The organism is Frankia sp. CeTa3Moorea, assembly GCF_978021225.1.
The window spans coordinates 13,616-37,877 of sequence record NZ_CDXDOR010000035.1 but is presented as its reverse complement, the minus strand read 5'-3'; the positions used below and the strand labels follow the sequence as shown (position 1 = coordinate 37,877).

Sequence of the window (24,262 nt, the reverse complement as noted above, 5' to 3'; positions counted from 1 at the left end):
CGCCGGTGTGTCCCGCCGGGGAATCCAGTTCGCTCCGGGCCGGCGGGTCGGCAGGGTCCGGGAGGGGGAGGATGCCCGCGAGCGGTGGGGCCCGCTCCCCCTCCCGGCATAGATGGCCGCCCTCCACCCGCCCGGCGATCCGCCGCCGATGGTCGGCGATCCGGCGCGGGGGCGGCCACCTTCGGCGGCAGCAGCCAACAACCCGCAGGGAGAGCCCGTCAGTGTCACGAATCCTCCCTGTCCTCCGGATGCCGGCCGGCACATCCGCCGGTAGGGATATGACACACTCCGGCGCAGATCTGCGACAGACTGAGAGCAGTTCTCCCCCGCGAGAGCTGCCAGCTCTCGATTCGCCGCGGCCGGGAGGGAGCCCACCGTGCCCACCGATCACCCGCCGGAAGGCGCGCTGGCCGCCTACACGGCCCTCGCGCAGGAGCTCTATCGTCGCGCTGCGACGAGCTACACGAAGATCGCCGATGCGATCGGATCCGACCGGTACACCGTGTCCGCGGCGCTGCGGGGCCATCAGCACCAGAAACCGAAGCGTCTCCCTGTCGATCACGTCGTAGCAGGGCTTGACCGGGAGCTGCACGGCGAGGGGCAGCTGATCTACTTATGGCAGGTGGCGAAGGCCGAGGATGCCGCGAAGGAAGCGAAGCTCGCCCTTCCCGAGGGTGGACTACTCCCTATCCTGGGGCGGACAGTGGTAGCGACGAGGGGGGTGGGGGCGACGGACAGACGCCAGCTCTTTGAGGTGGGCGGACTCACCGCGGCTACCGTGCTCGCCGCTACCGGCGCGGTCAGCGATCAGATTGACGCTGCCCGGCCAGCGACTTTCACCCTTACCGAGCTCGAAGCGCAGCTCGTTGACCTCAACCGTGATCTATGCGCCGTAGCGCCCAGCATCCTGTTTCCCGGGGCATTCAAAGCATGGCAGCAGGTAGAAGGGATGCTCGCCCGACGTGTGCAGCTCGCTGTAGCGCCGCGGCTGACGCGGCTCGCTGGCCAGTTCGCCGCCGAACTCGCGACCGTCGCACGTTTCGGTGGGGACAGCCGTCTTGGCCGACGGTTCGCGGCGATCGCCGAAGAGCACGCGACGGCTGTGAACGATCCTCTGCTGACAGGCCGAGTCGCTGGATTGCAGTCATGGATTGCGATGGACGCGGGCCATTGGGCGACGGCGGCGGACTTCGCGGCGAAAGGCCGCCGTGACGCTCATCCGGGCCAGCGGGCCCGGCTAGCCGCATACGAGGCGCTGGCCGCGTCCGCCGCCGGGGCCGCAGTCCAGGCCGAAGAGGCGATCGTGGTCATGCGAGCCTCGATGCGGACGGCGATCAAGGGTGATGCCGAATGGAACGACGCCGAAGAGGATCTTTATACGGCACTCACCGCAGCGAACACCGTAGGTGCCGGCAGGACGGCGATCCATCATGGCGAGCGGGCCGCAGCGACCTTCGTCCACGACAACCAAGGCGTTGGCCTCGCCATGCTCGCAGTTGCTACCGGCCACCTAGACGGCGACCATGCGAACCCGGGTGCGGCTGCGGTTGCGGGGATCGCCGCGCTGGGCGCGGTGGTCGATTCCCCGAACGCAGTCGTCGCGGCGCGGGCGCGGGCTCTCCACCGGGATCTGGGCCGGTGGGATATCGCCGAGGTGGACCAGCTCGGGGCGCGCATCGCCGTAGTCTGACCTTCCCGCGCCCGGCGTCCGTGAGGGACGCACGGTTACAGCTCCGGCTGTCCTGGTACCGACTTGGGTGTTCCGCCGCTACCGTTGATGCAGGGAGGGGTCGACTGTAGACGGAGAGCAACCGATGGCGTGGAACAAGCGCGGCGAGACCCGCGGAGGAGCATCGTCCGGACGCGGCGGCACGAAACGCGGCAGTAGCGCGGCGGTAGCGCGCCAGTCGTCCGTGACGACAGCGACAAGGACAAAAAGAAGAAAGGCGGCTCGACCGGCGACACGCCGATCGAGTTCGGCGACTGCACATCCCGCAACGGCAAAGGCGAGGTCGAATCCGGCCGGCAGGAGGTCGACGAGGACGGCCGCTTCCCTGGGAACGCGGTCGTGAAGTGCACCGCGTGCGACGGCAGTCGGGAGGGTGACGTCGGCTTGCCCCGAGCACGGGGCGGTCCGGCGGCCAGTCGAGGGCCCGGGGTCTGATCCGTCGGGGTCGGCGGAGCGGCGCCAAGGCCCGGTCTGAACGGGCCCGGAAGTCGCGCGAGGAGGTTCAGCGACTCCCGGCGGCGATCTCGGCCCGGACCCGCGCGACGAACGCCGCCAGCACCTGTTCGCCCGCGAGCACTCCGGCTGCGGCGGTGACGGTGACATGCGGGCCCGACCAGCCCAGCTCGTGCAGCTCACCGTGGGCCGGACGGACGGCGTGGTCGGCCGCCGCGAGCATCGGGACGTCGAGCACGGAGTCCCCCGCGGCCAGCAGCCGGGCGGTACCGGCACGGCGGGCGACCTCGGCCACCGCGCGCTGCTTGGTCAGGACCGACGGGACGAAGTACACCTTCCGCCCCTGCACCGACATCGCCCAGCCCGCAGCCCGCGCCGTCTCGGCCTCCCCGGTCAGGTCGGGAATGCCAGCGCGGTCGTGGGCGACGAGGTAGACGAACAACCCGTCGGCGACCCGCACGAGCCGGGCCCAGCCGCCGGCGGCGGACCGCTCGGCGAGCGCCACCATCTCCGCCAGGGGGGCGCAGGCGGCGGCGACCTCGGCCGCCACGCCCGCCGCCCAGGCCGGATCGGGGACCCCGTCGACCAGCAGGTGCCCGCCGTTGGCCGCGATCGCGTAGCGCGGCCGGACCCCGAGCTTGACCCGCGCGTACTGGGCGAGGGTGCGGGTGGTGACCGGGACGAGGACGGCGAGGTCGTGCAACTCGGCGAGCAGGGCCAGCGACCGCGCCGTCGCGAACGAGATCGGCGCGCCGTCGAGGCGTTCGACCTCGACGAGCTCCGGTGCGGGCCGGTCGTCGGCCAGCAGCAGCGAGTGCCGGGAAAAGATCAGCGTCTTGTCCAGGTCACAGGCCAGCAGATGACGCGGCCCGGACGCGGCGGACGGGCCGGCCGTCACGGGACGTCCGGACGCCAGCGCGCGTTCGGGGTGTGGAAGACCGGTGCCGCGCCGACCGGGCGGACCAGCCCCACACAGGAGAAGGGCAGGTCCGCCATCTCCTGGACCTCGACGTCGCGGTCGGCGGCCAGTGCCAGCACGTGCGCCAGCTCGTCGAGCCGGTCGGGGGCGATGAGGATGCGCCAGGGCACCCGGCGCAGCAGGACCCGAGTCGTCTCCCCCACCCCCGGCTTCACCATGACCACGTCGGGGATGTCGAACGCGGCTGCGATGCGCTCCACCGCCGCCCAGCCCGCCCAGGTCGGACTGCGGTCGGCGACCCACAGCCGCGGCCAGGTCTCGGCGACCTCGTCGGCCACCTCGGGGAAGTGGGCCGCCACCGTCTCGACGAAGTGCCGGGACAGATCGTGCGCCGCGAGTTCGGCGTAGTACTTCGCACCGTGGAAGTCATCCGGACCGATGTGCTCGGCGTTGAGGACGGTCCGGCTGACCAGCCCGCTCACCGTCGAGTTCAGGCAGGCGCTCGGGATGAGGAAGTCGTCGCGGGTCCCGTAGAGCGGCACGCACCGAGCCGGGTCGGCCAGTACGGCGAGGGTGTCGTCCAGCCCGAGCCGCGCCACCGCGTCGGTCAGCACCCGGGTCATCACCCCCTTGCCGGTCCAGCCGTCGACGAACTGGAGCACCTCCCGGCTGTGCCGGGAGGTGAGGTAGCGGATCGCGTTCAGGTCCACGCCGCGATCCTTGATCACCGAGATCGCGTAGTGCGGGGTGTCGAGCCCGTGGCGCCAGCCATACCAGCGCCGCATCAGGATCCCCACCGGGGTACCGGCCCGGGCGATCGAGGCCAGGACCGGCTCGGGCTTGGTGACCCGTACGAGCTCCGCCACGAGGCCGGTGGCGAGCGCGACCCGGCGGGCCGACCGGTCCAGCGCCCGGTGGTAGAGCTCCAGGTAACCGGCGTCAGGCTGGTACTCGACCGGCAGGTCCTCGGAGTAGTGCCGGCCGGCCTGCATGGCCTCCTCACGGTCCTCGGTGGGCCGCTCCAGGGCGACCGCGCTGAGGTCGGTCAGCAGGAAGGTCACGTCCGCCGGATCGTATGAACCCGAGCCGACGGTGCCGGTGAGCGCGGGATCCACCGCGCCGATCCCGCTCACCGGGCGTCCCCGGGCGCACCGGTGAGCGGTCCGGCGGCGGGCGGCGCACCGGCGGGCGGCGCACCGGTCGGTCGAGGGGACGGCTGGTAGGAGGGCCGGTAGGAGGGCAGCGTCAGCACCGTGACCGGAGCGCATCGGCGTAGCTGAGTAAGCATGCCGTGGAGGCCGGTATCCGCACGGGGAGAGCTCCGGTCCGCCCCCGGGGCGACGTCCGTCTCAAAATCGACGTCCGGGACGGAGACGACGTCCGGGACGGAGACGACGTCCGGGACGGAGTCGACGACCACCACGATGTCGTCGTACATCCTGGGCCGGACGTTGTAGACGTGGCTGGCCCGGCCCGGGTCGTCCGGCGCGGGGAAGGTGAGGGCGGCGCGGATGGCGTAGCCGTCGACGTCGACGGGGTGGACCGGCGAACGCGTCGTGGACTGGTAGCGGATCTCACCCGGACTCGTCCGGGCCAGCGCGTCCGCTATCCGCATCGGCGTGTACATCAGTTCCTCCGTCCCGAGCACGAGCGTGCGACCCGCGGGCCGGGTCAGCGCGGCCAGTACCGTCGCGGCGACCGGCGGCACGACCTCGTCGAGGCGGTGGCGGTCGGTCGGCGACCAGCGATGACGGCCACCGTCAGGCAGGTCGGACGGCCAGCCGGCCACCAACCGGCGAACCGGGTGGGCCACCAGCGCCCCCGTCGCCCGCGCCTCGTCCCGACCGTCCGCGCCCCCGGCGAACCGGGCGCGGACCCGCGCGGCTCGGGCCGCGATCTCGGCCGGCACGGTGACGGTGGCCGTAAGCGGGGCGACGACATCCAGCCTGACCCCGAGCTCGTCGGCGAGATCGGCGAACGCGGCCCGGGCCGCGGGCGGACGGGCGTCGAGCAGCGTGGCAACCACGTAGTGCTCGCGTGGGGCGTGGGCATGCAGGATCCGGATCGTGCCGAGGGCGGTGCGCCCGGTCGACAGCTCGTCGTCGACGAGCACGATCGGCGCGCCGCACCGCAGGATCTCGCGGTCCTCGGGCATCAGCCAGTGGTGGGTCGCGTGAGAATGGGACTCCACGAACTCGAGGATCGGCGTGACACCGGGCAGCGGCCGCCGGGTGGTGTGCAGGTAGTGGCTCGTCGGGAGACCGTCGGCGACCGCGTGCCCCAACGCCGTCGCGGTCTCGCAGTAACCGATCACGATCGGGCCGGTCCGCGGGCCCCCGGGCTGCTCGACCGGCGAACCCGGCACCAGCGAACCCGGCACCGGCGAACCCGCAACTGGCGGGTCCGCGACCCGCTTTCCGGCCTCCTCGAAGCCGGGCAGTGCCCGGACCAGCGCGGCGACCCCGGCCCCGGCCGCGAGCGCCTCGGCCGGGGCCACCGGCAGATGCTTGCCGAGCACCCGGCTGACCAACAGGTGCGCCCGGCGTGGGTTGCGGCGCAGGGCGAGTCCCACCAGGGCGTGCAGCCCCTGGCCCGCCACGTCCGCGGTGACCTGGACATCGAGGCCCAGCGCGGTCCACAGCCACATCCCTGCGGGGGCGGCCGCTGGGATGTGGGCGGGCACGGGCGCGGCCGGGTGAGGGATGGGCGCGCCGGTGGGGGCGTCCGTCCCCGCCGTCGCCATCATCGGGCATTCCGCTGGCCGAGACGACCGTGCGTCGCCGCCAGCACCTCGACGAAGGTGTCGCCCTCGCGCAGGACACCGAACGCGCGCGCCCGGCGGATCACCGCCTCGGCCCAGGCCCGGTGCGGACGCAACTCGTTCATCTTGTTCGCGTAGCTGCTCGGCCGTACCCCGCCGGCATCCCCGTCGAGGACGGTCTCGGCATCGGTGTACTCCTCCTGGGTGACGACGTGCAGCGCGTGCACGGCGGGCACGTGGCTAGGATGGATCACCGTCTTGCCGATCAGGCCGTTGGCCTTGTCCAGAACGACCTCCCGGATCAGCCGGTCAAGGTCGGCGGAGACCAGTTCGCTGCGCATCCGGATCGCATCCTCCCCGCCGTCGACGCGGTCCGCCTGCGCGAACGGGGTCACCCGCAGCGAGCTGACAAAGAGCCGTTCCGGCTGGGCGAAGTACTCCCAGACCGGTCCGGTCACGACGTGGTCACCGCCCCGCGCACAGATATTCACGATGTCGGCGATGCAGTCCCGGACGACAGCGATGTCGTAGATCGTCAGGTCGCGGTCACGGCGCAGCCCGAACAGCCCACACAGGTCCGTCGCACCGAGCCGGATCGCCAGCACCTGGTCGGCGTGCTTGTCGACCAGCCGCCGGACCGCCGACAACGCCTCCACCCGGGTCTCCCGGTTGATGACCTGCGGGCTCTCCAGCACCGGCATGGCCCACAGCGGGCGACCGACCGTCTCGGAGGCCCGCAGCACCGCCTCCATCGCCGCCTCGCCACCCTCCTCGGCGAACTTGGGCAGCACGAACCCGGCGAGACACCCGACTCCGGCCGGCCCGAGCCGGTCGACAAGATCCGGGATCTGCCCGACCGCGCGGACCCGGACGAACAGCAGTGGTATCGCGCCCGCGGCCCAGGGGGGCTCCGCCGCGAGCGCGCGCAACGCGGCGACGACGTTGGCTTCGGCGGCGGCCACCTCGGTGTCAGCGATGGAGTCCTCCAGGCAGAGAACCATCGAGGTCACCCCCGCCGCGGTCTGTCTGTGCACGTCCGACGCCAACCGGGGGCGCGTCCCCGGGGCGTAGAGGGTCGCGCCGAGCGCGGTGGCCAGCAGACGACGATCATCATTCACGGCGATGTCCTCCGGCGGCCGGAGGAACAGTGCGTCAACCGTCTCGGGGCCTAGAAAGGCGAAGTGGCGCAAGCAGCGTTCTCCTCGTCAAAGGCAGGGGCGTCGTTCGACGAGCATCCCGCAACGGTGCGCGCCGACCGGAGCCGGCAAGATCGTGAAACGTCGCCTCTCGGTGACGGTACCTGGCGAATGGCCTCCGACGACAGACGGCGGGAACTGACAGCCAGCCGACACACGGCGGCCATCTCGGCGCCATCTACGGGGCGCCGACCTGCGGCGCAGCGTCCGCGAGCGGCCAGCCACCAGTCGGCAGCGGGCGGCCGAGGCGCCGCCCGCCCCCCACGAACTCGACTAACTGGCGCCGGATCCGAAGAGCTTCTTGTACATGGCGGACGCCTTCGGGTTCTGACCGCCGTTCGTGATGGTCGAGCAGACGTTTCCGGGAGTGGGGTCGCTGAAGTAGGCCTCGTAGCCCATCACGTCGCTGGCCGCCTTGAAGGTGTCGAACATCTTCTGGATGTAGAAGGGATTGTCGCCACCGCCGTCACCGCTGCAGGAGGCCACCCCCCATTCCCCGACGCCGACCTTCTTCCCGTGCTCCCGGGCGAACCTGATCACGTAGCACAGGCCGTTGACGTCCTCGCACTGCTTGTTCCACGTCGCCTCGTCCTTCGACGGGGGGAAGTGATCGTAGGGGTCGATGCCGACATAGTCCACGTACTCGTCGCCGGGGTAGGCGCCCCAGGGGCTGTTGCCACTGGGCACCGGGGAGGCGTGCGCGTTGAAAGTCCAGTCGATCTTGACTTCGGGATCGGTGGACCGGATGGCGGTCGCGATCTTCCGGAAACACTCCCGGAACGCCGTCGGGTCGGCGTCCGTGTGCCAGTACATGAATGTTCCGTTAAACTCCCAGCCGATCCGGATGATGGAGTCCGCCCGGCCGTGCGCCACGAGGAAACTGCCGAGCTTCTTCCATTCGGAGTCGTACTCGCCTCGGGCGCAGGCGGCGTTGTTGCCCTGGCCCTTGGGGAATGTCGGCTGGCTGATCAGCAGCTTGCCCTGGAAACCCTTGAAGAGATCCACCGGCCAGGACGGCTCCACCAGCCCGCCCCAACCCTGGTTGCGGCTCGTGTAGACGTGGACGATGTCGTTCGGCCGGCCGCGCCAGTCACCGAACTCGACGAGCTGCGCGAGCTGATGCGACTGGAACCCCGACAGCCACGGCAGGCCCGACCTCGTCCCACCGGCGCCGGTGCCCGTCGACCCCGTACCGGGGGTCGGGCTCGCCCCGGACGGGGTGGCGGTCGGCGTCGCGGTTCTCCTGGCGGGGGCGGTCGAGCCGGCGCTCGCGGACGGCGCGGGGGACGGCGACGCGGCGGACGCCGAACCGGCGGCGGACGTGGCGGACGGGGACGGCGCGGGCGAGACGGCCGGGCTCGGCGAGGTGCCCGCGGACGCGCCCTGCTGCCTGGGAGACGGCGACGTCGAGGGCGCCGTCTTCACCACCGGTTCGTCGGGAAGAGCCGGGGCGGCCTGGAACGCCCGGGCGGCCGCCTCCGGTCCGGTCACATCAAGGGCGTCGGTCGCCGTGGCCGTGCCCTGGGTGGCCTTGACGTTGACGGTTCCCGCGAAGTCCGCCGGCACCCGGAAGCCGAGGATGAAACGGCCGTCGGCGTCCGCCCGGGTGAGCGCGCTGCCGCCCAGCTGGGCCGTCTCCGCCACGACGGTGACATCATCACCCGCGGTAAAACTGCGGCCACCGACGAGCACGATGTCCTGGTCGAAGAGGACGAGGGTGATCCGGCTGCGCGCCTGCGGGCTCAGCGTGGTGAGCGGAACGCCCTGCGTGCGGCCACTGCCCGCGTCGCCCCCTGCCCGGCTGGATCCGCTCGTCGCGGATGGCGACACGGCCGGAGTCGGCGACGGTGAGTTTCCCGCGGCGCGGGCCAGCGGGGTGACCGCCTGGAGGAGACCCACCACGAACACGGCTATCAGGCCGATCCGGGCTCCGGTCCGGACCCGACGCTGGGTGTGGATCCGGCCGCTGCGGGGTCGTCGATGGGCTGAGGGAATCGGCCGGCCGACCGGAGGGGCGGGTCGGCCGCGGATGATCGAGGCCATGCTCGCGCGCTGCCTTTCGGTGTTGGCGTGACATGCTCCCGTCGGATCACCCGGCACGCGACGGCGGAGCATGGCCGGACCACGACCCACGATGAGCGTCCCCTCCGAGCGGACCGCTCGCACGGCAACCGCTCAGCGCTCCACCGGACTCGACCCATGCCTCACCAGGCGAGTCGACCGGGCACCGTCAGGTGCCCGTCCGTGAACCCGACCGTCCCCGACCTCGCAGCCGGAACGATTCGACAGGTGCTCCACCCAGGTAACCGATACACACCTGGGCGGTACTGGGACTAGGAGTGATGAGGCCAATCGTAAACGGCGCACCCCAGCCAAGGAACAGCACCCTCATGAATACTTTCCGTAGTAGCGCATATGTTGTAGATCTGGTGCTACAAATCCCGAGGTAACCGCCATAAATCAACGGAAAGACAAGAAGAAATGAGCTGGAGCGGACCACGGAGAGCACACCCACCCAGGATCGCTCCGGATCATCGAATGACCAGTGCGTCGTCCGGTGGTTGGGTGATGGTCCATCCAGTCGGGTGCACCAGCGCCGGCAACAGCCGGACTCCCCAGGGCAGCTGGGCGCCGTCCAGGGTGACGTCGATGGTCCGGGTGCCGGCCTGGTCCACAGCGGCGAGCCGAGACAGCTCGTGGGCCTCCGCGGCCACCCGCGGCGGTACGGTTCCCGGCCGCGCGAACAGGATCAGATCTCCGACCGGACCGGTGGTGTGCACCTGTACCCGTAGGGTGCGCCGCCGCCAGCCGGACCTGCTCACGGTGTAGGTGACGGTCGGCTGGGCGACCGGAGCCGGCGGCGGTGACGCGGGGCCGGTGGGCGGGCCCGCCGGCGGGTTCGTCTGCGCCTCCGGCGCGTGCTCCGGCACCGGACGGACCGGCACCGGACGGACCGGCACCGGATGGAGGGGGCCGGTGGTCATGGGCTGCGGGTAGGTGCCCGTGGCCGTAGGCAACGGCACAGCACTCGTCGCCGTAGGCAACGGATAGCCCCCGGTGCGGGGCTGGGTCGGCCCACCCAGCGACTGCATCGTGATCAGGTCGGCGACGGCACCGACCACCGACCGGCCCGAAACCACGCCGGCCGAAACCACGCCGGCCGAGCCTCCCGGGCTGCTCCCGGACGCCGCCGGCATCGGGGGTGGATCAGGACGCGTCGCGGGGCGCGCCAGCACTGAGACGCCGGCCGCGACCACCCGGGCCACGCCCCCCGACCGGTACACCGGGTAGCAGGCCACGTGGTAGGCCCACCCGTCCCGCGGCGCGGCGAGATGCCAGCCGCCCTTGATCTCCAGGCTGGTGTTGGTGACCTTGGCGCCCGCGGCGTAGGGATCATCCGGTCCGGTCGGCGGTTGGTCGCGGCGCCAGAGCACCCGCGCCTCGGTGACCCCCGGCGGCAGCTGGAAGGACAGCACGATCGAGTCGCCTCGATCGTCGGCGCGCAGGTCCCGCACGGGTTCGATGGCGAGGTGACGCACGGCCCGGCCGACGACGGCCGTCCCGCCATGGACCGTCAGCGGCGTGTAGATGACCTCGCCGACCTGTGCCGCCTCGCTGACCTGCCCGGAACGGCTCAGTCCCACAAGACGTGACGAATCGGTGATGGCAGCGAGCGACACGTCGCTGCCTTCTGGCCCGATGCCGATCATCGGCAGGGGCCCCGACCCCGGGTAGGGCCACGGGCCGGTACTGGTCGCGTGGGCGGTACTGGTCACGTGGGCGGTACTGGTCACGTGGGCGGTGGCGGCGGGGACGGCCGGCGGCTCCGGCACCGGGGTCGCGTAGATCCGCACCTCCCAGCCGGGCGGCGGCGTCCAGCGCAATGTGGTCCGCCCGGCGGCGGTGACCACCGTGAGGTCATGGACGGGCCGCGGGCGGGCGGCCACCTCCAGCGTCACCTCGGCCCCGGGGGTCCGGGCCGGGCGTCCCTGCGCGTCCTGGTATTCGACGAAGACGCGGTAGCGATAGGTCACGCCGACGACGACATCGGTGTCGTGGAAGAGGCCGCCGGTGCCCCGCGCCCGCCGGGGCGGCTGGCTGACCGCGGCGGGCGGTGCCACCGTCCGCTCCACTGTCACGGCGGCCAGCGCCCCGCCGAGGCTCCAGTCCAGGCGGACCCCGGCGGCGGTGCGCTCGGCCCGCAGGTCGGTGATGTCCCGGGTGAAGACGAGCGGGGCGGCCTCCACCGGCACGGAACGGCGCTCACCGCAGAGGGCGGTCACCTCGTATCGCACCGGCGTCCAGGCGGGGGCGCCGGCATCGCACAGCTCCGTCGAGCGGGTGGTACCGAGGCTGCTCCGCCCCGGGGCCACCCCCTGGCCGTCGCTAACTTCCACGGGCACGATGCGTTCCACCCGGTAGGAGACCGGTCCCCCGACCGAGGGCGAAGCCCGCCACCACAGCTGCACCGAACCGTCGGGGCCCGGCACCGCGGTCAGGTCGGACGGCGGGGAGAGCGGCAGGGCCGCCATCGCCGCGAGCGCCTCCCGGTTGTCCGCCGCCGTCGCGAGGACCGCGGCGAGGGCGGCCTCCTGGTCCTCGGGTGGTAGCGCGCGCGCCGCCTCGACCCGCCGGCGGATCACCGCCTGGGCGGCAATGAGCTCGGCCAGTACCTCGGCCGGTTTCCGGCCGTCGGGGCCGGGGACGTCGGCGGCCTGTGCCGCGAGCCAGCGGGCGTCGGCGAGCGCCGCATCCGCCCGGCACGCCGCGCGGGCCTCGGCGAGGGCTCGCCAACCGGCGTCCGCGGCGCCCAGCGCGGCGGAGACCCGGGCTCCCAGTTCCTCCGCCGTCCCGGCGACCGGCCCACCGACGGCGGCCAGCACCGGATGGGCGGTCGTGAGGATCTCGCCGGCCTGGCGGGGATGACCGCCCTCCAGGGCGCGGCGCACCGCGACGAGCGCCTCGGCCGCCTCCCTGGCCTGGCGCAGGCTGTGCCCGCAGTGCCGGCAGACGACCGCCGCCGCCTCGGTCATCGCTCCGCAGGACGGGCAGGTGGTGTAGAGGTCGGTGTCGCAGTACCGGCAGTGCCGCGCGGACCCGGCCGCCTCCGGCCGGCCGCATCCCGGGCATACCACGTAGTCGACGACCCCGCCGACGTTCACCGCGGCGCCGAGCTCCCGGGCCGCTTCCAGGACGACGGACTTCGCCTGAGCCGCGGTCAGTCCGCGCCCGGTCGCGAGCGCCGCCCGGACGAGACCCTCGAAGGCGACCGCGGTGAGCTCGCCGTCGAGCACGACGTGTTCCTCGACCGCGGGCCGCAGCTCGTCCACGGCGTCCGCCATCAGCCCAACGGTGTACGCGGCGGGGTCGCCCTCGATCAACCGGGCGGAGACGAGGGCGAGCAGGTCCGCGGTGACCGTCTTCTCCCGGTCATGGGGACGGTGGTGGTTGCCCGCCACCATCACGGCGTACGCGGCCCGCAGCCGCTCCGGTGAGGCGTCCGGGGCCAGCCCCAGGAAGGCCCACAGCGACGCCGTCGAGACCCGGTCCCCGCCGCGCAGGGCGCGCAGCTCGCCGAGCCGTTCAGAGATCTGCCGGCGGACCTCGGCCGGCAGCGGTTCGACGCCCCCGCCGACGGCGTCGATGATGATCTGCTCCCGGCTCAGGCGAGCGTCGAACTCCTCGACCGTCACCCCGGCGGCGACGGCGAGGCGGCGCAGGCCGTCCACCCGGGATGCCGGGATGCCGCCGAAGCGCTCCCGGACGGTGGCGAGATAGCCGTCGACCTTGGCGAGACGCTCGGCGTCACCGCTACGCCGGGCCACCAGCACCCGGGCGCGGACCCGTTCCCGGGAGTCCGCGTCCCGCAGCGGCTCCTCCCATTCCGCCCGCCGACGGACAAGTTCGGCGGCAAGGGTCGCGTACTTCGCCGAGTTGCGTTCCCGCTGCAGGAAGGCGAGCACCCGCACCAGGTGCGCCCCGACGTCGGAGTCGGTGTACGCCACCGTCGGATCGAGACCCGCGAGGAGGAACGGGTCGGTGGTGTCCAGGGAGGCACAGGCCCGCAGCGGCGCCAGCACCCGCTGGCGATAGCCGCTGCCGTCGAACGCCGCGCTCACCGATCCACCTTCGTCCCACGTGCCCACCGTGCCCACCGTGCCCGCCATGCCCGCCGGGAATCGGCCGGCGGCCCGTCGTCAGGCGCCGATCGTGAAGCGGCCGTCGACCACTCCACACCTGAGAGTACGAAGCCGCGCCTCGGCGCGGGCCGCGGACGCCAGGTTGGCGCCGCCCGCACGCACTGCGCGCACCCACGTCCCCGCGAGGCCTGGAAGGCGCTCCACCGGACGCGGTGCCTGGTCAGGCTGAACCCTATCCACTCCGGTGTCGGCCGCCGCGGGCCGGAACACTCGTGCGGGAACACTCGTGGGGGAGGCCAAACGGCCCCCTCGGGCACCGGCGCCGATCAGCCGGGGCCCGATCAGCCGGGGCCCGATCCGCCGCGGGGTCTCAGTCCCGCTGCTTGAGCAGGCTGACCTTCGCCGACTCGACGGCCCGCATCTCCTCCGAGCCGACCCCGGCGCGCACCTCGAGCACCAGGGGGGTGGCCGCGCCCTCGTGCGAGGCGGTGACCTGGATCGTCTGGTCCCCGCCCATCGTGAAGGTCACCTCAACGGGGGTGCCCAACGGGTGGCCAGGCGGAATCCCGCTGATGGAGCCGGCGACGATCACCTTGTTGTCGTCGATCGCCGTGGACTCGGCGGTGGTGCCCTGCTCGAAGACCCGGATGTCCACCTCGGCCTGATCGTCGACGACGGTGTAGAAGGTCCGGGTGACGGCGATAGGCAGCGGGTCGTTCTGGCGGGCGAGGAAGGCCGCGACCGGTGCGCCCCGGTCCTCGGCGAAGATCCCGAAGCCACGCGACGTGACATTCGTCACCTTCGTGCGGACGAGATCAACCACGGAGGCGGTCGCGAGTCCCGCCTCCTCGGCGCTGGCGGCGGCCGCCTTCTCCACGTCCACGGCGTCAGCTGCGGCGAGTTCCTGGTCGGGACGTAGATGCCCGCTGGCGACCAGGTCCGCGTGGACCTCCCGCTCCAGCGCCTTCTTCTGCCCGTACACCGCGGCGCCCTTGGCGACGGCAAGATCGGGATCGGCAAGCCGGGAGGTGAGCCCGAAGGACTCCTGCAGCCGGCGGGCCACCGCCGGTGTCTTGCTCATGCCCCCCACCAGCAGGCACAAGTCGATCTTCTCGACGCCTTTCTCTCGGGCCCGCGCCAGCACCGAGCCGGTCAGGTCGAGAGTGCGCCGCAGCAGCGGGCCGGTGATCTCCTCGAAGACGGTCCGGGTCACCGGCACGCTTGTGCGTCTGCCGTTGTGCACGACCAGCACGTCGACGCTGTCCCGGCCGGACAACGCCAGCTTCGCGTCCTCGGCCGCGGCCAGCAGCTCCTGCTCGTCGTAGACGTCGTCGAGCGGGTCGCCCGCGTCGGGCTGCGCCTCGGTGAACTTCTGCGCCAGGTAGCGGACGAGTTCATTGTCCCAGTCCGCACCGCCCAGCTCGTGGTCGCCATCCGTGGCGACCACGGTGATCGCGCCCTCGCTCAGCCTGATAACCGTGGTGTCGAACGTGCCACCGCCGAGGTCGTAGACCAGCACGGTCGACTCCTCGGCCCCGTCCTGGCCGAATCCGTAGGCGAAGGCGGCGGCGGTCGGCTCGTTGATGATGTCGACCACGTTGAGGTCGGCGAGCTCGCCGGCCAGCTTCGTCGCCTTGCGCTCCTCGTCACCGAAGTACGCGGGCACGGTGATCACTACATCGGTGACCGGGACACTGGTCGCGCGTTCGGCGTCCGCGGCGAGCGCCTTGAGCACCAGGCTCGACACCGCGGAGGCGCTGTACTCCGCGTCATGCGCCACGAACCGCCAGTCCGACGCGCCCATGTGCCGCTTGACCAGCCGGGCGACGTCGTCGGGACGGATGCGAGCCTGGCGCTTGGCCTGGGTTCCCACCACGAAAGAGGTTGGGCCCTCCGCCCCAGTGTCGAACAGGACGACCGAAGGCGTCGTCGGCTGGGACTCGATGTTGCGGATCACTTCCGGTCGGCCGTACTCGTCGACCTGGGCGATGCAGGAGTAGGTCGTGCCCAGGTCGATCCCGAACACCTTGGTGCCTGCCACCGTCTAATTCTTCCCTTCACAAGCCTCGTAGCGTTCGCCGCGGTGCCCGCCCTCCGCGGCTCAGCGCGATCGGTAGACCTCGGTCTCCGCCGGTCGGACGACCGTGGTCTCGCCGCGGACGAAGCCCGGACGAACAGTACGAGCGATCGTCCCGTCCCGTCCCGGGTCGTCCGTCAGCACCCGACGCACCCCCAGGTGCCGCGCCGGGTCGAAGGTCCCGCCCGGCACCGCTGTATACGGGCGGACGTCCACAGCGACATCGAGCACCTGGAGCAGCTGCTTACGCAGGATGCCGGCGACACTCTGCGGATCGTCGGCCCCCAGGCTATCCATTTGATCATGAAGTCGAATCAACCCCCGCAGAAGGGGGGCCATGGCTTCGGTAAGTTCACCACTACGTAGCCGAGCATTCTCAGCGTGCAATCGGTCCACGAGTTGGGTATCGTGCCGCCGTAGCCGGGCCAATTCGTCGACGCGGCTCGCGAGGCGTTCCAGCGCCACCGCCTGGACAGCACCGATCGAACCCACCAGATCCGTCCCGCCGCAGTCAGGGCCCGGGCTGCCCGCGGGGCAGTCCTGATCCGCCGGGCCGCCCTGAGGAACCTGATCATCCTGAGCCGCGGTGCCGCCGTGGCCGGCCGGGCCGCGCTCCCCATCCCGTTGATCCGGGCCTGTCGGGGACCGTGTCGGCGTCGCCGGTCCGGCGTGCTCGGATGCCACGGCCGGCTCCGGCCCGCCGGGCCCGGCCTCGTCGGGCCAGACCTCCTCGGGCCGGATGTCCTCGGGCCAGACCTCCTCGGGCCGGATGTCCTCGGGCCAGACCTCCTCGGGCCCGGCATCCTCGGGCCCGGCATCCTCGGGGCCAGCCGCCCCGAGGTCCCCGCCCTCGGAACCGCCGTCCCGGAGATCACCGTTCTCGAGGTACTCCTGCCGGGAACCGTCGGGGGCGTAGGAACCGTCGCCAGGGTAGTCGCTGCCGTCCGCGCAAGGTCCGGCGCCGGGAAACGGGTCGGTTGCGCCGGGAAACTCATCCCGTGCCCCATACCCCGATCCGGCATGGTCCCCGTAGCCACTCGACCCGCCGTGGCTCGGCGGCGAGGGGGACCATGCCGAGGCGTTCCGTGCCGGGAACCGGTCCTCCCCCGGCGGATAGGCGTCTACCGGAACCTGCCGTCTCCGGCCCTGCTCCCAGCCGGCCGCCCGCGAAGGATCGGCGTATGCCGGGTCGGCCTGGCCCGGCTCGGCGCCGGGCACCGGCCCGCCGCGATCATCGGCGGAGTATCGCCCGGGCCGCTCCCGGCCTTGCCCGGAAGCCGGGTCACGATCAGGATGAGATCGGTCCCCGGGGTGGGCCCGCTGGTCGGAGCTCTCGCGGTCGGCGCGCGTCCGCTCGGGTGAGGGCTCGCGACGTGGCTGGAACATCGAGTATCGATCCTCCTCGCCGACGGGCGGCGGGACCGGATGGCTCATCGCGGGCTACCGGCGTCATTTGCGGCCAGCGGTCCAGTTCAGGCCCCAGCCGTAGGCCTCGTCAAGCTCGCGGTGACCGCTGACGTAGCGGACCTCCCGGCTGACCTTGAAGTCGTTGCCGGTATTGGTCAGCAGGGCAACGGCGCACATCCGGACGCCGCCGGCCCGCTCGTCCAGCCGGACCTCGATCGGGGCACCCTGCGCCGGAGTCAGGGTGACCACCGCGTCGGCCTGGTCGAACGAGGCCACCCCCTCGTAGATGAAGGCAAACACGAGGATGCGGCGGATCTGGGAGATGGCGGCGAGGTTCACGTACAGGTTCTCGCCACCGAGCGCGGCGCCCGTGCGGTCGTCCGCGTCGAGGTTGATGAAGGGGGGGTCCGTGAAGGAGCCGAACGCATCGCCCAAGGCCTGGACCACACCCGCACGGCCGTCGGAGAGTTCGAACAACGCGGCGAGGTCGAGATCAATGCCGCCGCCCGCGGCGCCCAGCACCCGCTTGAGGAAGCCGCCCTTCTGCTGGCCGCCGCCCGGCTGCTGGTTCCAGTTGAGGTTCACGTGCAGCCGCCCGCCACCGCCTTGCTTGCTCAGCGAGACGGTCGGCGCGGATTTCGTCAGTGTCACCTTGCTCAGTGAGACCGAGCCGGAACCGGCCGCCGGGGTGGCGGGACGTTTGCTGTAGTCGATGCCCATGGTCCGCTCCCTCGCGGTAGCTGGGTGTCATCCATGATCAGATAATCATCGCCTGGCAGGATCGGACGCCGGTACCCGACGATGTCACAGACGATGTCACATCCGCGGCGGTGCTCTCCAGACCGACCGCCCGGGCCCGGTTGCGCCGGGCAGCTGTCACCGCCCGGCGCACGGCGCTACAGCGGGGCGCCGACGACCTCCCGTGGCTGCCCCGGGCCGCCCTCGCCCTCGTCCGGGACGGACCCGGCACCCGCCGAACCGCGCTCGGCGGACCGGTGGCGGATGGAGGACAGCAGCGACAGACCGATGAAAGCCACCCCGATGATACCGGTGACGATCTCCGGAACCTCGGTCTCGATCGAGATGCCCAGGATGACGGCCAGCGCCCCGATCGCATAGTGGGCACCGTGCTCGAGGTAGATGTATTCGCCGAGGGTGCCCCGCTGGACCAGGTAGACGGTCAGGGACCGGATGTACATCGCGCCAATCCCGAGGCCGGCCGCGATGATGAAGATGTTCCGGGAGATCGCGAAGGCACCGACGACCCCATCGAATGAGAACGACGCGTCGATGACCTCGAGGTAGAGGAAGAGGAACGCGGCGGCCTTGCCGGTGGCGAGCACCAACTTCGGCGGGCCGGCGGTGCCGTTCGACCGGGCCGGGGCCAAGCCGGCCGACTCGGCGGCGGAGCCGGAGTCGTCGTCATCGGCGCCCACACCGCGGGCCTCGAAGAACTCGCCGAGTCCCCGCACGCCCAGATAGGTCGCGAGCCCCGCCAGCCCGGAGAGCAGCACCTGCTGCTGGTGGCCGCCGGCGAAGGCCTGGCCGACCACCAGCAGGGCGATGAGCCCGAGCACGATCGGAACCACATCGAGCTGGCCCGCCCTGCGCAGCGGCTCCTCCAGCTTCTTGATCCACTGGATCTCCCGTTCGGGGTCGAACAAGAAGTCCAGGAACAGCATGAATAGGAAGATCCCGCCGAACGCGGCGATGGCCGGATGCGCGTCATCCAGTTTCTCCGCGTACCGGGCACTGTCGTTCAGCGCCAGGTCGAAGACCTCGACCGGACCGAGATGCGCGGTCAGCGCCACGATGGCGATCGGGAAGACCAGACGCATGCCGAACACCGCGATCAGGATGCCGAACGTCAGGAAGATCTTCTGCCAGAACTGGCTCATCCGGCCAAGGATCGTCGCGTTGATGACGGCGTTGTCGAAGGACAAACTGATCTCGAGCACCGCGAGGATCGCGACAAGCGCCGCGGCCCGGGGGCCACCGATCACCCCCGTCGCGGCCACCCCGATAACAGTGATCGCCAAGGACCATCCGAAGATCCGCAAGGCGTGCACGCCTACCAACACCCTCCCGGACCGGTCGCCAGATCCCGGCCGCGCCGCGCGGGCGGATCCGCGGTCCGTCGGATCCCGCATCGCTCAAGCATCACCGGAGACCGCATCGTCCCCGGCCTACTGGCCCGGTGCGGCGGTCGTCGGCATCGTAACTGCTCGTCTGGTGGGCGCGACCTGACAAAAGTGCTACACCCGATGTGTATCGCTTTATCTGTACATGTCACCCACACACGGCCGGATCTCTAGCATCCGGTCATTACCGGACCGGCCGTCCGGACCCACCGGCCCGGTCAGACCCGCCGGCAGGTCGGGCCCGGTCGCCTGACCGAGCCCGACCGCGCACCCGGGGTTCAGACGTTGACGCCGAAGTCGCGCGCGATCCCGGTCAGACCCGAGGCGTAGCCCTGTCCGACGGCTCGGAACTTCCAGTCCGCGCCGTGCCGGTAAACCTCGCCGAACACCATGGCCGTCTCGGTGGAGGCGTCCTCGGTGAGGTCGTAGCGGGCGATCTCGCTGCCGCCGGCGCCGTTGACGATCCGGATGAAGGCGTTGCGGACCTGGCCGAAGCTCTGCTGCCGCGAGTCCGCGTCATAGATCGAGACCGGGAAGACAATCTTGTCAATCTCCGATGGCAGGGTCGTGAGGTTCACCATGATGGCCTCGTCGTCGCCCTCACCCTCGCCGGTCAGGTTGTCGCCCTGGTGCTCGATCGCGCCGTCGGGGCTCTTGAGGTTGTTGAAGAAGACGAAGTGCCCGTCCGATGCGACCTTGCCGTCGGCCCGGCACGCGATAGCGCTCGCGTCCAGGTCGAAGTCCGCGCCGGTTGTGCTCCGAACGTCCCAGCCGAGTCCGACCAGGATGTTGGTGAGTCCGGGCGCCTCCTTGGTCAGCGACACGTTGCCGCCCTTGCTGAGGCTGACTCCCACTGCTCCTCCTGCTGTGCGTTGTTCGAAAGGGCCGCTGTTCAGATGTTGCCGCTGTTCAGATGTCTCGGAGGCCGCTCAGGCGGCCCCCCGCGGAAGCCGTCGACCCGGGGCAAGGTGCGCCCCGGGTGTCCCCGGGTGTCCGGGCGCCGGCAGCCTACTGCGCGGCGTGAACGCCACAGTGACTCTCCGCCCGCGAAGGCCACGTGGCCGGAGTACTGTGCCCTGCGGGACGAACGAGTGGGCCGCGAGGTTCCCGCGGCCGGCGCCACACCGCCCCGGCGCCGTCCCGTTGCCGCGCCGGCTCCGCCCGGATCGTCCCGGTGCCGCTCGCCCTCCACGATCAAACCACCCCTTTACGCGCCGGTAACCGCGGCGGAACACCACCCAAGCTACCCCGACCCCACCACACAACATCACCACAATGATTCCGGAATGCGCCGGGCGTCCGCCGCCGGGGCCCGGTGACGCTCCGGCCTCGACCCCGCACCCGGAACACCACAACGGAGGAGGTTCGGACGTTCGACAGGGCCACAACTGGGGAACATCGCCTTCAGCGCGGGCCATCCGGGCGGGACGGACCGACCCACCCCAACGACAACAATCGCCCATGCGATGGTCGCGGGCAGTTCACACAGAGGTGTCGCCAATCGCCACGTGCAGGGCGGACCATTGAGGTGTGGTTCGTCTGGATAAGGTCGTCATGATGATCGGACGTTCAGTAGGCCGGGTTGTCATCTCCGATGTGACACCGACCGTCTCGTGTGGCCAGTGGCCGGCGCGGGCGGTCACTGGCGAAATTCTCACCGTCGGTGCAACGGTGTTCCGCGAGGGTCATGACCTCATCGGCGCGAACGTCGTGCTGTCAGGTCCCGACGGGCAGGGAACTCCGTTCACCCGGATGCGGTCCGCTGGCCCCGGGACCGACCGTTACGAGGCGGAGATCACCGCCGGGACCGAAGGCCTGTGGGGATATCGGGTCGAGGCGTGGGCCGATCCGCTCGCCACCTGGCGGCACGGTATTGCCCTCAAGGTCGGCGCGGGCCAGAACACGGACGAACTCGCGGTGGACTTCGAGGACGGTGCGCGCCTGCTGCTGCGGGCCCTGCCCGGGGTCCCCCAACCGCGCCGGGCGGAGATCGCCCTCGCCGTGGCCGCGCTGCGCGACGACAATCGCACCGACCCCCGCGACCGGATCGCCGCGGCCCTCGATCCTCGGCTGGTGAGCCTGCTGGACGCCTGCCCGCTGCGCGAGCTGGTGACCCGCTCGCCGCTGTACCGGGTGTGGGTGGATCGTCGGCGCGCCCTCTACGGCAGCTGGTACGAGATGTTCCCGCGCTCGGAGGGCGCGAGCCTCGACCCGCCCCGGTCCGGGACCTTCCTCACCGCGGCCGAACGCCTGCCCGCGGTCGCGGCGATGGGCTTCGACGTGGTGTACCTGCCGCCGATCCATCCGATCGGCGAGGTCAACCGCAAGGGTCCCAACAACACCCTCACTCCCGGTCCAACAGACCCCGGCTCGCCGTGGGCCATCGGCAGCGAACACGGCGGCCACGACGCCGTGCATCCCGGCCTCGGCACGATCGACGACTTCGACCTGTTCGTCGCCCGGGCACGCTCGCTGGGCATGGAGATCGCGCTCGACCTCGCCCTGCAGTGCGCGCCGGACCATCCATGGGCGAAGCATCACCCGGAGTGGTTCGTCGTGCGCAGCGACGGCTCCATCGCCTACGCGGAGAATCCGCCGAAGAAGTACCAGGACATCTATCCGCTGAACTTCGATGCCGACCCGACCGGGCTCTACCAGGAGATACTACGCGTTGTCCGGTACTGGACTGCACACGGAGTACGAATCTTCCGTGTCGACAATCCGCACACAAAGCCCGTCGAGTTCTGGGAATGGCTCATCGCCCAGGTGAAGTCGACCGAACCGGATGTGCTCTTCCTCGCGGAGGCGTTCACCCGGCCGGCGATGATGCACACACTCGCCAAGGTCGGTTTCACCCAGTCATATACCTATTTCACCTGGCGCAACACGAAGTGGGAGCTCGAGAAGTACGCGCGCGAGCTGGTGTCGGCCGCGCACTACATGCGGCCGAACTTCTTCGTCAACACCCCGGACATCCTACCGGAGTACCTGCAGCACGGCGGCCCGGCGGCGTTCCAGATCCGGGCGGTGCTCGCGGCGACGCTGTCGCCGACCTGGGGCGTCTACGCCGGGTACGAGTTGCGCGAGAACACCCCGGTCCGACCGGGCAGCGAGGAGTACCTGGACTCCGAGAAGTACCAGTACCGGCCGCGCGACTGGGCCGCGGCGGAGCGTGCGGGCCAGTCGCTCGCGCCGTACCTGACCAGACTCAACCAGATCCGCCGCGCCCACCCCGCCCTGCAGTGGCTGCGCAACCTCCACTTCCACCATGCCGACGGGGACGAGATCATGGTCTTCTCCAAGCGGGTGGGCTCCCTGCGGGCAGACGACACGGGTCCCGGGGACACGGCCGCTGCCGACACCGTGCTCGTCGTCGTCAACCTCGACCCGCACGCTCCCCGGGAGACCACCGTGCGGCTCGACATGCCGGCCCTCGGCCTCGGCTGGGAAGACTCCTTCGAGGTCACCGATGAGATCACTGGTGCCGCCTACGCGTGGGGCAAGCAGAACTACGTGCGGCTGGACCCGGCGGTCGAGCCCGCGCACGTCTTCGCTGTGCGGGCCCGGCCGTGATGGATTCTGAGCCTCTCAGCGAACCGATCGGCGAGCACACCCCCGGCCCGGCCCCCGCCATGCCGGGCGGGGAGACCTTACGCGACCCGCACTGGTTCAAGCGGGCCGTGTTCTACGAGGTGCTCATCCGCGGCTTCGCGGACTCCAACGGCGACGGCACCGGGGACATTCGCGGTCTGATCTCCAGACTCGACTACCTGGAGTGGCTCGGCGTCGACTGTCTATGGCTGCTACCAATCTACTCCTCGCCGTTGCGTGATGGCGGCTACGACATCAGTGACTACTTTCAGATCCTGCCGGAATTCGGCGACCTCGGCGACTTCGTCAGCCTGGTCGACGAGGCCCACCGTCGGGGCATCCGGATCATCGCGGATCTGGTGATGAACCACACCTCGGACGCCCATCCCTGGTTCCAGGCGTCCCGCGCCGACCCCGACGGGCCGTTCGGGGACTTCTACGTCTGGTCCGACAGCGACGAGCTGTACCCGGACGCCCGGATCATCTTCGTGGACACCGAGAAGTCGAACTGGTCGTGGGATCCGGTCCGCGGTCAGTACTACTGGCACCGTTTCTTCTCCCACCAGCCCGACCTGAACTATGACAACCCCGAGGTCCAGGAGGCGATGCTGGAGGTCCTGCGCTTCTGGCTCGATCTCGGCATCGACGGGTTCCGGCTCGACGCGGTCCCCTACCTCTATGTCCGGGAGAACACCAACGGCGAGAACCTGCCGGAGACCCACGAGTACCTCAAACGGGTCCGCAAGGAGGTCGACGCCAAGTACGCCGACCGGGTGCTGCTCGCCGAGGCGAACCAGTGGCCCTCCGACGTCGTCGAGTACTTCGGCAACGACGACGAGTGTCACATGGCGTTCCACTTCCCGTTGATGCCGCGCATCTTCATGGCGGTCCGGCGGGAGTCCCGCTACCCGATCTCGGAGATTCTCGCTCAGACGCCCCAGATCCCACCGAACTGCCAGTGGGGCATCTTCCTGCGCAACCACGACGAGCTGACGCTCGAAATGGTGACCGACGAGGAACGGGACTACATGTGGGCCGAATACGCGAAAGATCCACGTATGAAGGCCAACATCGGCATTCGTCGCCGGCTGGCGCCGCTGCTGGACAACAGCCGTGACCAGATGGAGCTGTTCACCGCGCTCCTGCTCTCGCTGCCCGGCTCGCCAGTGCTGTACTACGGCGACGAGATCGGGATGGGTGACAACATCTACCTGGGCGACCGGGACAGCGTCCGGACTCCGATGCAGTGGTCACCGGACCGTAACGCCGGTTTCTCCACCGCGGACCCGGCCCGGCTGTACCTTCCCCTGATCATGGATCCGGTCTACGGTTATCAGGCCCTGAACGTCGAGGCCGGACAGCGCATGCCGACCTCGTTCCTGGCCTGGACCAAGCGGATGATCGAGGTACGCAAGCGTCATCCGGTCTTTGGGCTCGGCGACTACACCGAGCTTGGCGCGTCCAATCCCTCGATCTTCGCCTTCGTCCGCGAGTTCGGCGACGACCGGGTCCTGTGCGTCGCGAATCTGTCCCGCTTCGCCCAGCCGGTGGAGCTCGATCTGCGTCGTTTCGAGGGATTGGTTCCGGTGGAACTGCTCGGCCGGGTGCACTTCCCGCCGATCGGCGAGCTTCCCTACCTGCTGACGCTGCCAGGTCACGGACATTACTGGTTCGCGGTGACCAGACCGGGGGAATTCACCCCCTAGCCGCGTTGGGCGGACCGGGGCAACGGACCGGGGCAACGGAGGCCGTCGGGGACCGTCGGTCAAGGAACAGTCAAGGAACAGTCAAGGAGCACCGGAACCGCCTGGACGACGCGCGGCCGGCCCGGGTCGGGCGAAAGGCTGC

At 70.8% G+C, this 24,262-nt stretch carries 14 protein-coding genes; 3 read left to right on the top strand and 11 right to left on the bottom strand.

The window, feature by feature from the left end:
* Window positions 1-502 precede the first annotated feature (502 nt).
* A complete protein-coding gene (locus AC08OV_RS09110) occupies window positions 503-1,690 on the top strand; it encodes a hypothetical protein (protein ID WP_476619537.1) in 1,188 nt (395 codons plus the stop codon).
* A 541-nt stretch (window positions 1,691-2,231) separates the two neighbouring features.
* Here the strand turns inward: AC08OV_RS09110 and AC08OV_RS09105 are convergent.
* The 11 genes from AC08OV_RS09105 to AC08OV_RS09055 all read right to left on the bottom strand — a co-directional run bounded on the left by AC08OV_RS09105 (window position 2,232) and on the right by AC08OV_RS09055 (window position 19,677).
* Window positions 2,232-3,080 carry an HAD family hydrolase gene (locus AC08OV_RS09105; RefSeq protein WP_476615649.1) on the bottom strand — a complete coding sequence of 283 codons (849 nt, stop codon included), beginning with the start codon at window positions 3,078-3,080 and terminating at the stop codon, window positions 2,232-2,234.
* Window positions 3,077-4,225 carry a cysteine protease StiP family protein gene (locus AC08OV_RS09100; protein ID WP_476615651.1) on the bottom strand — a complete coding sequence of 383 codons (1,149 nt, stop codon included), beginning with the start codon at window positions 4,223-4,225 and terminating at the stop codon, window positions 3,077-3,079. The genes AC08OV_RS09105 and AC08OV_RS09100 overlap by 4 nt, the downstream gene beginning before the upstream one ends.
* Before the next feature lie 5 nt (window positions 4,226-4,230).
* Window positions 4,231-5,847, bottom strand: coding sequence for a phosphoribosyltransferase family protein (locus AC08OV_RS09095; protein ID WP_476619536.1), 1,617 nt, complete (start codon window positions 5,845-5,847; stop codon window positions 4,231-4,233).
* Entirely contained in the window at window positions 5,844-7,052 is a 1,209-nt protein-coding gene (locus AC08OV_RS09090; RefSeq protein WP_462186828.1) for an HpcH/HpaI aldolase/citrate lyase family protein, read from the bottom strand. The genes AC08OV_RS09095 and AC08OV_RS09090 overlap by 4 nt, the downstream gene beginning before the upstream one ends.
* Before the next feature lie 279 nt (window positions 7,053-7,331).
* Window positions 7,332-8,960: a glycoside hydrolase family 26 protein gene (locus AC08OV_RS09085; RefSeq protein WP_476619535.1), complete on the bottom strand. Its 1,629-nt coding sequence runs from the start codon at window positions 8,958-8,960 to the stop codon at window positions 7,332-7,334.
* Window positions 8,961-9,589: 629 nt separating this feature from the next.
* Window positions 9,590-13,177, bottom strand: coding sequence for a zinc ribbon domain-containing protein (locus AC08OV_RS09080; protein WP_476619534.1), 3,588 nt, complete (start codon window positions 13,175-13,177; stop codon window positions 9,590-9,592).
* A 391-nt stretch (window positions 13,178-13,568) separates the two neighbouring features.
* Window positions 13,569-15,239, bottom strand: a complete 1,671-nt coding sequence (locus tag AC08OV_RS09075) for an Hsp70 family protein (protein WP_476613776.1) — start codon at window positions 15,237-15,239, stop codon at window positions 13,569-13,571.
* A gap of 60 nt (window positions 15,240-15,299) precedes the next feature.
* Window positions 15,300-16,661, bottom strand: a complete 1,362-nt coding sequence (locus AC08OV_RS09070) for a hypothetical protein (protein ID WP_476619533.1) — start codon at window positions 16,659-16,661, stop codon at window positions 15,300-15,302.
* 63 nt (window positions 16,662-16,724) lie between these two features.
* Window positions 16,725-17,402, bottom strand: coding sequence for a TerD family protein (locus AC08OV_RS09065; protein ID WP_476613774.1), 678 nt, complete (start codon window positions 17,400-17,402; stop codon window positions 16,725-16,727).
* 176 nt (window positions 17,403-17,578) lie between these two features.
* Window positions 17,579-18,751 carry a DUF475 domain-containing protein gene (locus AC08OV_RS09060; RefSeq protein WP_476613773.1) on the bottom strand — a complete coding sequence of 391 codons (1,173 nt, stop codon included), beginning with the start codon at window positions 18,749-18,751 and terminating at the stop codon, window positions 17,579-17,581.
* Between the two features lie 350 nt (window positions 18,752-19,101).
* Window positions 19,102-19,677, bottom strand: coding sequence for a TerD family protein (locus tag AC08OV_RS09055; protein ID WP_462186837.1), 576 nt, complete (start codon window positions 19,675-19,677; stop codon window positions 19,102-19,104).
* Between the two features lie 700 nt (window positions 19,678-20,377).
* Between AC08OV_RS09055 and AC08OV_RS09050 the strand changes: the two genes are divergently transcribed.
* Both AC08OV_RS09050 and treS read left to right on the top strand, forming a co-directional pair.
* The gene (locus AC08OV_RS09050; RefSeq protein ID WP_476613772.1) at window positions 20,378-22,396 is read left to right on the top strand and encodes an alpha-1,4-glucan--maltose-1-phosphate maltosyltransferase; all 2,019 of its coding nucleotides are present in this window, start codon (window positions 20,378-20,380) and stop codon (window positions 22,394-22,396) included.
* Entirely contained in the window at window positions 22,396-24,120 is a 1,725-nt protein-coding gene (gene treS / locus AC08OV_RS09045) for a maltose alpha-D-glucosyltransferase (protein WP_476613771.1), read from the top strand. The genes AC08OV_RS09050 and treS overlap by 1 nt, the downstream gene beginning before the upstream one ends.
* The last annotated feature ends 142 nt before the right edge of the window (window positions 24,121-24,262 follow it).